Below are 14,096 nucleotides of genomic sequence, written 5' to 3' on the forward strand. Positions count from 1 at the left end.
CTATTTTATCAAACAAAAACTCCAATAAAGCACTGGAAAGGCTATCGACTATTAACAATAGATGGAACAGGCATACGAGTGCCAGATATGGAAGAAAATAGACGCTTAATAGGAGTCCATAAGAACCAACATGGTTCCATAGCAGCCTGCAAAATATTGGCAGTACATGATGTTCTAAATCGAGTATTCTATCACGTACATTTACACCCCAGGGCGATAACAGAATTAGTTGCTCTACATCAGAATTTTGAAGTTCTCCCAAAAGATCCGATCATGATTTATGACCGTCATTATTGTGATAGTTTGCTATTAGACCGCCATATAAAGTCAAAAAAGCCCTGTTTAATAAGAATGAAGATTAAAGGGATAAAAGTAGTAGATGAATTTCTAAAGAGCGGCTTTAAGGATTTATATGCAAAAAGATGGGGAGTAGAAACGGCATTCGATGAGCTAAAAAAACAACTAAAGTTAGGCGTGTTCTCTATAGGGCACAATATGTATTACAAGATCTATGGTCGGTATTGGTCTTTTATAATATACCCTCAATGTTTCTTCATGTAGCCAAGAAAGAGTTAAATGCGAAAAAGAATAATTCCTTATCCTTATCAATAACATAATTAGTACGCTTTTTCCAAAATTGTTATTGCCTTAAATGTGACAGCCTTAAAAATAGGTTTTTAACAAATTATAGACCAGCTTTTGTCCTTAACTTTACGGAATTGGCAGATTGTTATCAGCTGTTTTTTTCTTTTATTGCAACAAAGTTAAAATCGCAAGGAATAGATTTTAGTTCAAGGCACCCATCCCATTTAATATATAAATGTTGGTTTTTGAAATATATCTTCATTAATAATTTATCTTTTCTCAGTACATTAAACCCTTTATTTTTATCTAGAACGATATCATTATCAAGGTATGTTATACAATATTTAGTTTTATTTTCTAGGAGAGTGATTTTGTAGGATATTTTATTTGAAGTTTTACCTTCTTTTATACTTATTGTTGCATACAAAATATCTGATTTTAACTTATAAGTGCCTATTATTGAGCCTTCTTTTATTGTAAAGAGGGATTCATCCTTATTTAGAAGAACTTCATTAGAGATAAATTGACCATTTTCGGTTAATTTAGTTTTGATTTCATAAGCAAATTTTGAATTGGAATTACTATCAATAACGGTTTCTTTATACCAAATTTCAGGATTTCGAGAAGCTTTGGGGAGCGAAATGCACCAATCCTTATTTCGTGAATTTAGTTGAAAAAAGTTGTAAATTTTTTCTTCTTCTTTATCTCCAATTAATAGTATAAGCTTGCTTTTAGTTTGTATTAAAAAGAGATCAAAATTTAGATTTTTTGAAATATTTGGGAATGATGCTAATAACTTTGTTTGACCATTAAATAACTCATAAAAAAGATCTGTTCTGTCATGTGGATTTATTCCAAGAGCTAATATAGAATCTAAACTGTTTTGGCTAGGATTCCAATCTTGATAAAAATTTATATCTTTAAACAACTCTTTATAATCTGAAAAATTAATTTTGTTACCATCCTTTATCCAATTTTTTAATTCAATTTTTAAAGGGTATTCTAAATCTTCTTTTGAGTGGAATTTTTCGATTAGTTTTTGATATTTAGAACTTTCAGAAGTTGGATTGCTGTCTAAACTATTTTTATTGTTTTCTATGCAGCTAAAGGATAGTAGTAATAAAATCAAGAAAAAGAAGTTCTGTTTCATTTAGGATTTAATATTTAAACAAGAGGTCTAACTTTAAGAACTAAATTTTGTGAAGGGAAGTTCCAATTGCTGATAACGGCTCATGCATATAGCGTGCTACACTATGCGAACAGAAATATAGCTATTCCAAAGCAAAATCTGTGATTTTGCGTAGTGTCACATACGACGATTCTTTAGCTTTAGCCCTATATCTAGCATGGGCATATCGTACACCTTCTTATGCACCGTTATTTTTGTTAATTTGGTTTACTTTTTTGATAGCAACCTCAATCTTATCAGTAATATTTTTTCTTTCGACACCAATTCCATTTAAGTGTTTCATCGTCCACTCATTATTTATGTCTGCAAGCCAGATAATATTTTTGCTTTTAATAAACTTGAAACTTTGATATAACGCAGTTCCCATACTTTCAAAATTTCTAAAATCAAGAACTAGAGCTTCATTTGGGAAGGATTTAAATTCCTTTTCAAGAGCTTCCTTTTCATTAATACTTAATGAGCCATAAATTCGAAAAATGAAAGGGTTTTTAGAAGATATTTTCCAAGGGAGACTAATGTCAAAATACCCCTCGATTTTTTCAAGATAATTGATGCTTTGTTCAGATTTAAGAACTCTATAAAGAAGTGATAAGGACTTGTTAGTTAATTCAAAAGTTCTACTTTGATTTTGAGGTGATCTGTAAGAAAAATTACCATTTTTTAGAGTGCACTTAACATTTATCCCATCCAATAGAATTCTTTCATCTAATTCTGGATTTTCTAATAAGTCTTGAGCTAAGTCTGAAATATCGTCTAAGGCAGATTTTACTTTTAAATCTATGGAGACTTTTTCTAGCCAATATTGATTTTGTGCATTTTCATTGTACAACTTTAATTCTTTTAATCTTTTATACTCAGCAACTTTTAGCTTTTCTTTTTTATCTAACCCTTGATAAGATTGAAAATCTGGATGAATTTCGATTGAAATTTCATCGTCATTTAGTTTTATTGTGGATGAATTGTGAAAAGAAGGGTAGAAGTTTAGTTCAATTTGCCTCATTACTTTATGATTCGTTTATTTTCAAGTGACATTTGATGGTGCATGACGTGAGTGTATAAAACTGTGCGGAATGCCATGATACGTATCTAATTTACTTCCCCCCAAAGCAAAATCACAGATTTTGCGGTGTTGGGCATGCCATGAGTTTTAGCCCCCCGACAGAAACCTAGCATGGATTATACACATTATTGGGCACTGTTTTTTGTTTTATTTTGTGATTTTCCTCCAAATTTTATTTAGAAAATCAGGTCTAACATATTTCCTAAATTTAGTTTCCATAAGTTTTTTACCTTCATCACTATCAATGTAGACACCCAGTAGCCTATTTGCAAAACCAAAAGTAAAGTCTTCCATAAGCTGGTCTTCTGTAAATTCATATTCTGGATCAAATTCGTCTTTCCAATAGAACTTGCCATCTTTTTCAAAACCTCGAGCATAAATATCTTCTTCCTCTTTTGTTTTTAAACCAAATTCTACTCTAGGCTTTAAACCAAGTTCTATCAAGTTTCCTTCGGATGCAATAACTTTAACTCTAACTTTCTTTCCTTTTTGAATCAATGAGTATGCATGGTAATTTACAACACTGTGACAAGCAATAGAAATTATTTCAGCAGAAGGGAAAAGTTTAGATAGATTTTCTTCTTCTCTTATGAGATTTAAATTTAGTTCCTCTACATTATCGAAGGATTTAGAAGTGATTTGATAATCATCACAAATAATAATATTTTCATTGAAATAGCCAATGTTTATTGATTTATCCCCAAAATACATGCAATCTTCAAAAATAACATCTTTTGCATAAGAATAATCCTCTTTATTTATCGCTTTTAAGATTGCATTTTCATCTTTAAAATTGTTTTGGTTTTGGATGATAATAAGTGATGTTTTCCAACCCATTTTAGCTTATATTTTAAGATTTTTTTTTTACGAAGCCTTTGCTTTGGCAATTACACACAACGATCGCGCTATATGTTGTGCCACAAGCTGTGCGTATTGGATATAGGCAATCTGTAAGCAAAATCTGTGATTTTGCGTTATCACACACACTTGAACTTTAGCCCTGAAATGTGTGATGGACATATAACGCATTGTTGTGTACAGTTTTGTTTTTAAATGACTTCGAGTTGTTCCTTTTTATTAGAAAAAGTTTGTAATATTTTTTTTGCGGTTTCTTTCTCAATTCTAAAATTTTCGATGATGAAATCTTTATCCTCTTTTCCTTCTCTATCTATAATTACTCTTTCAAAGTCGATGTATTGATTTTGCTCATCTTCTAAATAGTAAAGGTAGATTTTAGTGAACCTATCTCCTTTTCCTAATCCAAGTTCATCGATGGTTTTATATACATCTTGTTTTAGGCTTTCTATGATTTTAGGAGCGCCATGGATAATTTTAAATTTTTCCTCGAGAGTAAATTTAGGATACCATTTACCATATTTTTCAGAGTAGGGAAATATTTTAGATTTTCGGATGTAGATTATTGGAACTAAAAGAATAAGTAGAAATTCAATAACCCAAATAATAGATAAAAGTCCCCCCTTGAATTCTATACCAAATACAGACCAAAGACCTATACTATTTAATTCCATAATAGCACCCCAAAAGTCATTAACTGAAAAGATTAATCCCCAATTTAGTAAGTATTCACCTATGGCAGGAATTTGACCTTTTGATACGTAAAGTAAATAGGCAACCCACTGAAAATAATTTAGCAATATACCTATAATTAAAGCGATGATAAATTGACTTTTTTTATTTCGATTATGTGTGAATTTTGCAATAAAACGTGTACAAAAACTTAATAAAATTCCTGTACCAAAAGTAACTAATACAGCAAAATAAATAAGAGGAATGGATACTTGGAGTATAATGTAGACAAATGCTAATAAAATGGCAAGAGCTACACCAATAAGACTTGCAATTATTAAACCTTGAGGATTTATTGATTTAGGTTCTTCGTAGAATAGTGATTTTTGGCTCATGTTAAGAGTTTAGTTAGATAAATGCCACAATATACGAGAATTATTTTTAGTCAAAAGTGTAAACTGTTGGGGCTTGTCGAATTGTACACAACGTTTAGTGTATGGTTAGTAAGGGATTGCGGGCTTCAAACCTATCAAGTTACCACCCAAAGTTGATGCGGGTGATGATGTTTGAAAACCTCTGAACCCCTTATTAACTATACTCATTGTTGTGCGTTCGCTCATTTTAATTTATTCTATTGTAATCAATTCTACAAAATCACAAGATAGTCTAATTACTTTTCCGTCTTCGAATATAAAAATCAAATCGTCATTTTCCTTTGGCTCAGCTTGAGGTATTATTGAATCATTTACATCTCTCAAATCTTGAGGAAAAAATGAAATTTCTCCAAGTGTTACTTTATCTTCCTGATTAGCCTCTGAATCTCCATCCCCCAAAAATCTATACGAAACATCTTTAAAATTGAATATCAATCGGCTAAATTCATTTTCTTTAATCCAATTACCGTTCATTTTTACAAACTCAATCTTAAAATCGCTCACATTATCTACGAATCCTTTATAATCAAAATTGTTATGTAAATCAATTTGTATTCCATCCTTAATTACTGCATAATTATCCTCGATTGTAAAGTTTGTTTTCATTTATCGGTAAGCATAAAGTTTGATACTATTATCTTCTTTCTCAATCATGAATTTTCCAATTTGATTGATTATTTTCTCAATTGAGTCGATATCTTGCTTTTGTTCTTTAATATATTTTCTCGTTGTCCTTTTGTTTTGCTCAATATTAAAAGTCTTTGGAAATTCAATCCATTCTACTTCTTTGTAGAAAGTCGGCTCGATAAAAAACAGTTTGAAATCAGGAGTTTCAAATGAAGTGAAATGTATTTTATCATCATGAATCAATTTGTAGTTAACAAATATCTCATCGAGTTTATCAGTCAAGGTCTCAATCAATTTGTCCCATTTTGAATCATTCATAAATGACGATGTAAATTTCTCTTGTATTATTCTATCTATATCCATTTATCAAATTTTGCAGGATCTCCCTGAATGACGCACGACGTCTTGATATGCGAAGTACCACAGGTTATGCGAATAGGAATATAGCTAATACCAAAGCAAAATCTGCAATTTTGCGTAGTATCACATGCGACGAGGATTTAGCTTTGACCCTGAAATGTGGTATTGCCGTATATCTCTTGTTGGCAATAGTTTTTATTCATTTCGTAATTCACACATACTTTTCACCAGATGAGGATACAATTCTTGAAGATCCCTTCCTCCATAAAATTCTCTATCCATTTTATTTCTTCCATTGTCATCATAGTGAATGGCTTCTGGATAATTTTTACTAGTTTCTGTTGAAATTTCAAAATTGTTGAGATTTTCATGGTAGAAGGAGTAGGCATAGGCATAGTCACAAACATACAATAGTCCTTCAGCCCAGCAATTTCCAATATTGAAACTGTATTTTCCATTTATGAATGAGTTTATGTCTTTCTTTATATCATCAAAAAATGCTTTTCCTTTTAATAGAAGCCAGCACCTGAAATAAATATATCCATCAGTTGAGATGTAATCATCAAAAGTTATTTCACCATTTACTTTTTTGTAAGAACAGTTAAGGATGATATATAACTCAGCAGTATTTCCGATATAAAGTTCATTTAATTTCTCACGAATGCATTTTTGAAATAAGACGATATGTTTTTTTTCAAATTTAGAAAGTAAAATGGTCAAATTTTCTAAGTGATCATCAACATGATAATCACTCCAATGTGAGCTTATAGATCTATTAGATTTTTCTATAATTTCCCAAAAGAAATGTTCTGCATTCTCTTCATTCCAAATCTCATTTTCTTTAAGGATAGATTCTTTTAATAGTATTTCTGAATAGCCTTTTTTAAACTTTTGAGTAATAAGTTTTTTGCTTTCTTTTAGACACTCCTCAGAGGAAAGAAAGCGTTTTACACTTTCTCTACCTTTTGTACCAATCTTTCCCCAATTAATGATTTGGGTTTCTTCCTCAACTTTAATGTTCCAGAATTTATTTGATGTCCCAGTTTGATTGATTAGTTTTCTTCTCATAAGCTTAATTTCCATTTTTGGGTTCTCGATTTCTCCAATTATTGCCAACGTTACTATATATGAAGTGGCGAAAGGGCGAAGCCGTTTAGCCTAGCTCCTGGAATATAGCAAAATCTGTGATTTTGTGGATATCTTCTTTCAAGCTCTATCCGCAAAATCACAGATTTTGCGACCTAAGAATAAGAACGAAATTTTAGGCTGTTCATATACTCGCCATTGCCATATATAGATTGTTAGCGGTAGTTTAAACTTCTTTTATTCCTATTGATTTTAGGTATTCATATGTCCCATCATAAAACTCCTTTTTCCTAGTTTTATCTTCTTTCGAACCCAAAGGAACAAATATTATTAAACCTTGTCGAGAACGAGTCATAAGAACTCTATATGTATTTATCAAATATCTTTTCTTTTCTTTTCTTCTGTATTATGATATTTCCAACTGTTTCCAGTAAAGTATTTGTGGACCCAATTATTGTCCTGAAAACTAAGATCACCACCCCAAGCTAAACAAACCCCATCAAGCTCAAGACCTTGAACAGCAAATTGTGTTGCAGGAAGCTCAAGAAAAGAAGAAGAACGGATATCATCTTTAGAATTTAAAAACCATTGGGCTATTTTGTCCTTTCCTGAATTTGATCTAATTCCATTCTCAGCATCAAGTCCTAAAGATCTCATTCTTCTTGCACTTGAGGATATCAATATACCTGTTCTTTCATTTCCCATTGCTTTTTCCTTAAGCCACTGTTTGCATTTTTTTAGGTCTCTAGAAATTACAATAGGATACTTATTATTTAATTTTTCGAACACTCTTTGTGCTTCTAGCTTATTCAGGTTAAGGAGTTTTTCTACAAATTCAGATAACTGCATAGCTCTAAAACTTCTAATACATGTAGAAAGGTGTAGATTTTCCTTTTTAGTACCGTTTTTTAGTAACCAAGAATTTAGCTCTACATTTGGAAGATAATTAGGATTTGAGCAAATGGCATTAGAATAATATATATCCCAATCAGAGAAGAATTTTTTTAAGGCAATAAGCCATTCTTGAATGCCAGCTTCACCTTTATTAATTTCCTGACCTCCACCAATGAGACAAACAATACAACACCAATCTTGGTGTCTATCCATTACACTTATTAAAAATTGAGGTTCTGACATATTGAAATTAGGATCTCCTCCCCTTCCTTTAATAAATCTACTTGTTTCTTTCGTATTCCAAGCTCTTTGGGCTTCATCAAATACTACAACTTTTTCTATAGGAGCGGAACTATCTTTAAGATATTCGTCTCTAAAGTGGTGAATATTTTGAATAAAAGAGTTAGCATCGCGCCTAGCATCATCAATCTTTATTTTTTGTCCTATCTCAATCAAATGTTTATATTTATCTTGTGCTAAAGCTTCCCTTAAAACTTGAACCAATGGACCATTGCCAGATAAAAATACAGCTTGTTCTTCTTTATCTGTATTCATCCTTCCATTTGCAACATTGAGACCTGCAAGGGTTTTACCTGCACCAGGTACTCCTGTTACAAAGCAAATAGATTTTTTATTGTTTGATTTAGAGAAGTCTATAATTTCATTTAAGCAACTTGAAGTTAATGATAAATTTATTTTATCTGCACCATGTCGAGATATTTCCTCAACATTATGACCTCGATATAAGGCTTGAGCTGCTTCAACAATAGTTGGAGTTGGTTTATACTTTGAACTCTCCCAAGTGTCTACGTCGAGATTGTTCTTAGTAGGCATGATTTCTAAAATCTGATTTATTACTTTATTAAAGTTAAATTGATTTACTTTGAAAGGTAAGTATACATTATTCTTTACATTGAACTGATTTTCGAATAGAGGTGCATCTGTAGCAACTAGAATTGGAACTAGTTTTTTGTTATGACTTCCTTCATGAAAATTTTTTAAATCAAGAACATAGTCAATTAATTGATTGATAGAAGTTGTATCATATGAGTTTTGTCCAACTTTAAACTCAATAACAAATATGATATCCTCAATAATTAGAATATTATCAACTCGTTTACCCATTCTCGGTATTGAAAACTCAAACTATAATTGTCCTGTTTTATATTCAGTTAATAAGTTTTTTAGGATTTTAATTTGCTCCTTCCAAGCATTTGTTTGAGCTAAAATCAGATTTTGCAACTTATAATGAGAGTTTAGTTTGCCAAGAATAGAGGGCTCTGATTCTTGGATGAATTTTGAAATAGAATTAGAATAATAACTTCTCTTCATTTTAAGTTTTGTTTTTTATTACCGGTAACAACAGTATATACTCTGTACGCAAAGTCATGCCTCAATAAATGTAGCTAATCCCTAAAGCAAAATCTGCGATTTTGCGTCGTTTCACATGCAGATGAACTTTAGCTTTAGCCCTAAACTGCGTATGGTAGTATATACATTGTTGTACAGAGTTATTTTTTTTCAGAATACAGTTTTAACCATTCCTCTCTTTCCTTGTCTGACAGATTTAACAAGTAAAAGGTCCTTAGGATAAGTTCAATTTTTATCTTTTTTAGGAACTCGTTTTCTGGATTATACTTTAGGATAGTTTTGTTTTCAATCATTTTTTGTAATTCCTCTTTTACTTTTAAATATTCTTTTATTCCATCTTTCGCTTCATTTAGATTGAATTTTAGTGAAGAGTATCTTTTGTAGGTATCACCTCCTTTTAATCCGAATATGGTAATAAAGAACAAGCTTTCATTTTCAATTGGCATTTCTCCTTCGTTTCCAGCTCCTATAATTTGCCATTCGTCGTTCTTCTTTTGTAACGCAAAAATCCCGCGATGATTCACTTCGTATTTTCCCCATCGAGATGTACAAGTCCAATTTTTAAACTTTTTAATTTTTATGGAATTGCTATTGATTTCACCTTTTAGAACTTCATTGATGTTTACTTGAAAGTCGAGCTCATCAACAGATGTAATTTTTCCTTCAATTATTATTTCAGATAAGTCTACAACTTCATGCAAAAGGAGTCGAGAGTAATCTGCTTTTAGGCTACCAACCAAGGTGATTTGGATAAAGAGTAAGAATAGAAATTTCATGTTTTAGTTTTAGGGAATAACAATGATTTTTGGTTTAGGTTACGCAAAATTCTGTACAACGTTACTGTATTTTGCTTGGGGGCAAGCGAAACCGTACACCCAAGCCCCAAGATAAGCAAAATCTGTGATTTTGCGGATAATTTTTCAGGCGCAACCTGCAAAATCACAGGTTTTGCGACTTAGGAGTAGAAACGAGGCTTTAGGCGGTTCTTATACCCCCCATGAAAATATATAGATTGTTGTGTGACGTTTTTTTTATAATTTTTTTTGAGCAAAAAATACTCTTTCTCTTAGCAAGTCTCTAGTTTCGTTACTTTTTCCATGACTATACTCTAAAGTTTCATAGCCAACTCTGTCTTTAATGAATTTTCTTAATTCTTTTTCCGTGCAAATATCTAAAGTACTTAATATTTTTATGCCTTCAAGTAGTTCATTGAAGTCGATTTTTAGACTAGCATACTTGATGAGTAGTTGGTATGCATCTCTTTTAACTTCAAAGACTTTTTCTTCTTCATTCTTTTGATTAAACTCATTTTCAAGACTATAAAAATTAAATTTTTTCATTGATAATTTTCTTTAATTCACTTGAGCCATATTTTCTAACTAATTCCAAAGAGTCTTTAGTTAGAAATTTAGGGTTTCCACCATTTTCTAAAATCCATTTTACCATTTCTTCTTTTTTGGTATTTATTGCGGTGAAAATACTTGTGTTAATAATCATTCCTTGGTTTACATTTATATCAACTCCTTTTAGGATTGAATATTTCAAACCTTCAATTTCATCATTATGTACAGCATAGTAAACACCTTGAAAATCGTAATTTGAAAAATTAGCACCTAACGTTAGCAAATAATCAATGACTTTCATTTGAGAATAGGCAACGGCATTTTCTAAGGCTACATCAATTTCAAGTTGAGTATAACTTTTCTCAAAAATAGCTTTAAGTTCTTCTAAATTACCATATCCAGCAAGACTTTCAATAATATAATCTCTTGATTTTTCCATAGGTATGTTTTTTATGGCACACAACGTTACTGCATATAACGTGCAGAGAGAGCAAAATACGAAAAGTGAGTGTTACAGCTAAGCAAAATTGTAGATTTTGGCAGTAAATTTCGTTTAGTGTACTGGCAAGATCTACGATTTTGCGCTTAGACAAAAGTCGTGAATTAGGCGTTACAGAGTGCCTTGGATGGCTATATGCAGATTGTTAGATGCTGCCTTTTTTCTTTTAGATTTAGGAAGCAATTTCAGACCCTAACTTTTTGCATTTGAAAGTTGTTACAATATTATTTCAAATACAATTGAATCTTTAATTTTCTTTTCTAACAAGGCGATCTGAGCTTTAAAGATGATAAGAGTATTGGTGAAGAGTTGGCTAGGAATATTAAAAGTGTATTAATTAATTTTACTTATTTCACCCCAAATACTTTTTAACACAGTTTTATCAAATCGAGTAGGGAGTTTTTCTTCCTTAGATACTTGCTTATTCTTTATTTTTGGTAAAATATAGTTAGAGCCTATTGAGACAGAAAATGTTGGTTTTTTTATTGGAGTGATAAATATTTCTTCTCCTAAAGAGTAATCTTCTAAATTACATAATTCTAAAATTCTTAGAGTATCGTTATGGGTCTTTATAATTGTTATAGAAGCATATGCTCGCCCACCACAATTTCCTACTGAAATTTCATTACTTAAAACAATACCTTTTATTTTTTCTGTAGTACTGATGTATTCCCAGTTACATTGATTTCTGTGACAATTAGATTGCGAAAAAGATTGAAAGGAAAATAAAAAAATAAGAAAAAGGGTGAAGTATAATTGTTTCATGAGATAGTAAATTTAAGACATGTTCTTAATTAAAATATTCTATATCAAAATTCATGCTAGAATTTTTTCTTCAGGCTCTAGCAAAATCTGCGATTTTGCGTCGTCTCACATGCAACAAGACTTCAGCTTTAGCCCTAAACTACGTATGGTAGTATATATATACATTGTTCATTGCCATTCGATCATGATTCATGACCGTCATTATTGTGATAGTTTGCTACTAGACCGCCATATAAAGTCAAAAAAGCCCTGTTTAATAAGAATGAAGATTAAAGGGATAAAAGTAGTAGATGAGTTTCTAAAGAGCGGCTTTAAGGATTTATATGCAAAAAGATGGGGAATAGAAACGGCATTCGATGAGTTAAAAACCAACTAAAGTTAGGCGTGTTCTCAGGATATAGGGCACAATACGTATTACAAGATCTATGGTTGGTATTGGTCTTTTATAATATACGCTCGATGTTTCTTCATGTAGTCGAGAAAGAGTTAAATGCAAAAAAGAATAATCATCAGATTAACAGAAATATAGCGATCAGTATAGTAAAGAAAGACTAGTTTAATTTGTTGTTTTCAGAGCGTTCAAGCTGCAGTTAACCTAATAAAACGTTACCATGAAAAGGTTCGGCACGACCACCAACAGAAAGCGTAAGAAGCAAATGAGATTGAATGAACGGTATATGACAGAAAAAATCACAAACCAGCCTTTTAATACATAGGCTTTATAAAACACTGGTATACAATTAATAATAAAACTCTAAAATAGAACTATAATTTTAGAGCTAGGGAATTCCTTATCCTCATAAATAACATAATTAGTACGCTTTTTCCAAAATTGTTATTACCTTAAATGTGACAGCCTTAAAAATAGGTTTTTAACAAATTATAGACCAGCTTTTGTCCTTAACTTTACGGAATTGACACATTGTTAGACAACGTTTATTTTTACTTGCCAGCCAATTTTTGTTTTTTCCATATTGAGTTCTTTATCAATGAACCCTTTTTCTTGTAAGCTTTTTATTGTTCTTGGTGAATGAAGGACACCTTGCAGTTCTGTGTAGTTAAAATTTGAATGAACCATAAATAACCCATCGTTAGTATAGATACAAGTTTCTCTATGATTTTCATCTATTAGGTTTTCTAAATTTGGGTAGAGGACTTTAAATCCTTTGACTAGAGGTTTTTTGCCTTCAGCCTCCATTTTTAAATTCATTTTGCCTCTATCTTTTAAAGGATTGTAGTTTTCATTGAATCCTTGAAAATTATAGGTGATGGAATTTAGGTAAATAATATTTCTTTTTGAGAGAACTTTTAGACATGTCTGCGTTTCTTCTTGTTCTGGGATTCGATTTAGTAATTCAACTACTTTTTTGTAATGAAATAGAGCATCGTACTTATGTTTTATATCGAGCAATATTGTTTTATATAGTTTTTCTAAAACTAAGGATGACTCAGTCATTAACTTTATCCAAATTTCATTTTTTAGGATAGTTGGAATATCATTTAAAGTTTCGAAATGCGCATTAATAAATTTTGATATTTCTGTATTATAAGTTTTAAGTAGATTAAGTTGATTTTTTGACCAACTGTTTTTAAACCAAATTTGATCGATTTTGAATCTACCTAACCAATCTTGAAGAAGTTCTTGAGGAACATGAACAAAGGGCGTATTATTTTTGAAATTTATTTGATCCTGTTTGGAAGAAAGCGTTTCAAGTAAGTAAAAAATATTGTTTCTTGAGTTTATTGCAAGTTTATCCATCTCTCAGGGAATGATTTTTCTTGAATTTTTACGGTTCTAATTTCTTAATGTTGTCTAACGTTTAGTGTAAAATGCGTTTTAATGCATTTTTTACACCTTGTTATATTCTTTATTCTTCTTAATTAATTCTGTTAGTTGTTCAATGCGTTTTGAATCGAGTTGGCCCCAATGTGGTGGCTTAAAGGATTTAGACCAAAATTTCTTTATTCCTCTGTAGAAAGGAAGAATAATTTCTTCAAAAGTCCCTGAAATCTCTTTGGTGACCCTTGCAGAACTGGCAAATTCATCTGATTCTAAAATTATAGCCTTATATCCAGCCTCAAGTTTTTCCAATTGAAGATAATAGCAATATGGCTCGAGATGCCAAATAACTCTGGTCGGCTCCTTTATTCCTTTACTAATCTCAATTAAAGCATCACAAAGTTGAACCATAGGATCGAGAGGAACATCTGAAATATCCAGTTCTAAATAGAATTCTTTGTGAACTAAATTGGTCAATAACCATCCATGCTCTGGAATTCCAAATTCAACTTCTATTTTATTGCTTTCGGTCATTTATTAATTGAATATAATGGTAGCGCATATGCCTGTGCGAAG

15 protein-coding genes and 1 pseudogene are annotated in these 14,096 nt (G+C 31.2%); 1 reads left to right on the top strand and 15 read right to left on the bottom strand.

The window, feature by feature from the left end; genetic code table 11:
• Positions 1–24 precede the first annotated feature (24 nt).
• A complete protein-coding gene (locus QP953_RS28625; RefSeq protein ID WP_408913543.1) occupies positions 25–561 on the top strand; it encodes a transposase in 537 nt (178 codons plus the stop codon).
• Between the two features lie 172 nt (positions 562–733).
• On the opposite strand, the gene QP953_RS20005 is transcribed toward QP953_RS28625, so the two are convergent.
• The 15 genes and pseudogenes from QP953_RS20005 to QP953_RS20075 form a co-directional block, all read right to left on the bottom strand.
• Positions 734–1,735 (bottom strand): hypothetical protein, encoded by a 1,002-nt coding sequence (locus tag QP953_RS20005; protein WP_309552605.1) that lies wholly within the window; start codon positions 1,733–1,735, stop codon positions 734–736.
• A gap of 217 nt (positions 1,736–1,952) precedes the next feature.
• Positions 1,953–2,774: a hypothetical protein gene (locus tag QP953_RS20010; protein ID WP_309552606.1), complete on the bottom strand. Its 822-nt coding sequence runs from the start codon at positions 2,772–2,774 to the stop codon at positions 1,953–1,955.
• A 207-nt stretch (positions 2,775–2,981) separates the two neighbouring features.
• Entirely contained in the window at positions 2,982–3,671 is a 690-nt protein-coding gene (locus QP953_RS20015) for a hypothetical protein (RefSeq protein ID WP_309552608.1), read from the bottom strand.
• 212 nt (positions 3,672–3,883) lie between these two features.
• Complete coding sequence (locus QP953_RS20020) at positions 3,884–4,756, bottom strand: hypothetical protein (RefSeq protein ID WP_309552610.1); 873 nt, start codon at positions 4,754–4,756, stop codon at positions 3,884–3,886.
• Positions 4,757–4,987: 231 nt separating this feature from the next.
• Positions 4,988–5,401 (bottom strand): hypothetical protein, encoded by a 414-nt coding sequence (locus QP953_RS20025; protein ID WP_309552612.1) that lies wholly within the window; start codon positions 5,399–5,401, stop codon positions 4,988–4,990.
• The gene (locus QP953_RS20030) at positions 5,402–5,785 is read right to left on the bottom strand and encodes a DUF6678 family protein (RefSeq protein WP_309552614.1); all 384 of its coding nucleotides are present in this window, start codon (positions 5,783–5,785) and stop codon (positions 5,402–5,404) included.
• A 192-nt stretch (positions 5,786–5,977) separates the two neighbouring features.
• Complete coding sequence (locus QP953_RS20035) at positions 5,978–6,850, bottom strand: WGR domain-containing protein (RefSeq protein WP_309552616.1); 873 nt, start codon at positions 6,848–6,850, stop codon at positions 5,978–5,980.
• 244 nt (positions 6,851–7,094) lie between these two features.
• Positions 7,095–8,887, bottom strand: a pseudogene (locus QP953_RS20040) (DUF2075 domain-containing protein).
• Positions 8,888–8,908: 21 nt separating this feature from the next.
• The gene (locus QP953_RS20045) at positions 8,909–9,094 is read right to left on the bottom strand and encodes a hypothetical protein (RefSeq protein WP_309552620.1); all 186 of its coding nucleotides are present in this window, start codon (positions 9,092–9,094) and stop codon (positions 8,909–8,911) included.
• 179 nt (positions 9,095–9,273) lie between these two features.
• Entirely contained in the window at positions 9,274–9,909 is a 636-nt protein-coding gene (locus QP953_RS20050) for a hypothetical protein (protein ID WP_309552622.1), read from the bottom strand.
• A gap of 255 nt (positions 9,910–10,164) precedes the next feature.
• A complete protein-coding gene (locus QP953_RS20055) occupies positions 10,165–10,473 on the bottom strand; it encodes a hypothetical protein (RefSeq protein ID WP_309552624.1) in 309 nt (102 codons plus the stop codon).
• A complete protein-coding gene (locus tag QP953_RS20060) occupies positions 10,460–10,915 on the bottom strand; it encodes a hypothetical protein (RefSeq protein ID WP_309552626.1) in 456 nt (151 codons plus the stop codon). Before QP953_RS20060 ends, QP953_RS20055 begins: the two co-directional genes overlap by 14 nt.
• 393 nt (positions 10,916–11,308) lie before the next feature.
• Positions 11,309–11,740 carry a hypothetical protein gene (locus QP953_RS20065; protein ID WP_309552628.1) on the bottom strand — a complete coding sequence of 144 codons (432 nt, stop codon included), beginning with the start codon at positions 11,738–11,740 and terminating at the stop codon, positions 11,309–11,311.
• Positions 11,741–12,665: 925 nt separating this feature from the next.
• The gene (locus QP953_RS20070; protein WP_309552630.1) at positions 12,666–13,499 is read right to left on the bottom strand and encodes a hypothetical protein; all 834 of its coding nucleotides are present in this window, start codon (positions 13,497–13,499) and stop codon (positions 12,666–12,668) included.
• Between the two features lie 90 nt (positions 13,500–13,589).
• Entirely contained in the window at positions 13,590–14,054 is a 465-nt protein-coding gene (locus QP953_RS20075) for a hypothetical protein (protein WP_309552632.1), read from the bottom strand.
• Between the last annotated feature and the right edge of the window lie 42 nt (positions 14,055–14,096).

The organism is Aureispira sp. CCB-E (assembly GCF_031326345.1).
GTDB lineage: Bacteria > Bacteroidota > Bacteroidia > Chitinophagales > Saprospiraceae > Aureispira.

Excerpts from the sequence above, each read along its gene's own strand:
- QP953_RS20005 (WP_309552605.1), bottom strand. The coding sequence starts at position 1,735 with ATGAAACAGAACTTCTTTTTCTTGATTTTATTACTACTATCCTTTAGC.
- QP953_RS20010 (WP_309552606.1), bottom strand. The coding sequence starts at position 2,774 with ATGAGGCAAATTGAACTAAACTTCTACCCTTCTTTTCACAATTCATCC.
- QP953_RS20015 (WP_309552608.1), bottom strand. The coding sequence starts at position 3,671 with ATGGGTTGGAAAACATCACTTATTATCATCCAAAACCAAAACAATTTT.
- QP953_RS20020 (WP_309552610.1), bottom strand. The coding sequence starts at position 4,756 with ATGAGCCAAAAATCACTATTCTACGAAGAACCTAAATCAATAAATCCT.
- QP953_RS20025 (WP_309552612.1), bottom strand. The coding sequence starts at position 5,401 with ATGAAAACAAACTTTACAATCGAGGATAATTATGCAGTAATTAAGGAT.
- QP953_RS20030 (WP_309552614.1), bottom strand. The coding sequence starts at position 5,785 with ATGGATATAGATAGAATAATACAAGAGAAATTTACATCGTCATTTATG.
- QP953_RS20035 (WP_309552616.1), bottom strand. The coding sequence starts at position 6,850 with ATGAGAAGAAAACTAATCAATCAAACTGGGACATCAAATAAATTCTGG.
- QP953_RS20045 (WP_309552620.1), bottom strand. The coding sequence starts at position 9,094 with ATGAAGAGAAGTTATTATTCTAATTCTATTTCAAAATTCATCCAAGAA.
- QP953_RS20050 (WP_309552622.1), bottom strand. The coding sequence starts at position 9,909 with ATGAAATTTCTATTCTTACTCTTTATCCAAATCACCTTGGTTGGTAGC.
- QP953_RS20055 (WP_309552624.1), bottom strand. The coding sequence starts at position 10,473 with ATGAAAAAATTTAATTTTTATAGTCTTGAAAATGAGTTTAATCAAAAG.
- QP953_RS20060 (WP_309552626.1), bottom strand. The coding sequence starts at position 10,915 with ATGGAAAAATCAAGAGATTATATTATTGAAAGTCTTGCTGGATATGGT.
- QP953_RS20065 (WP_309552628.1), bottom strand. The coding sequence starts at position 11,740 with ATGAAACAATTATACTTCACCCTTTTTCTTATTTTTTTATTTTCCTTT.
- QP953_RS20070 (WP_309552630.1), bottom strand. The coding sequence starts at position 13,499 with ATGGATAAACTTGCAATAAACTCAAGAAACAATATTTTTTACTTACTT.
- QP953_RS20075 (WP_309552632.1), bottom strand. The coding sequence starts at position 14,054 with ATGACCGAAAGCAATAAAATAGAAGTTGAATTTGGAATTCCAGAGCAT.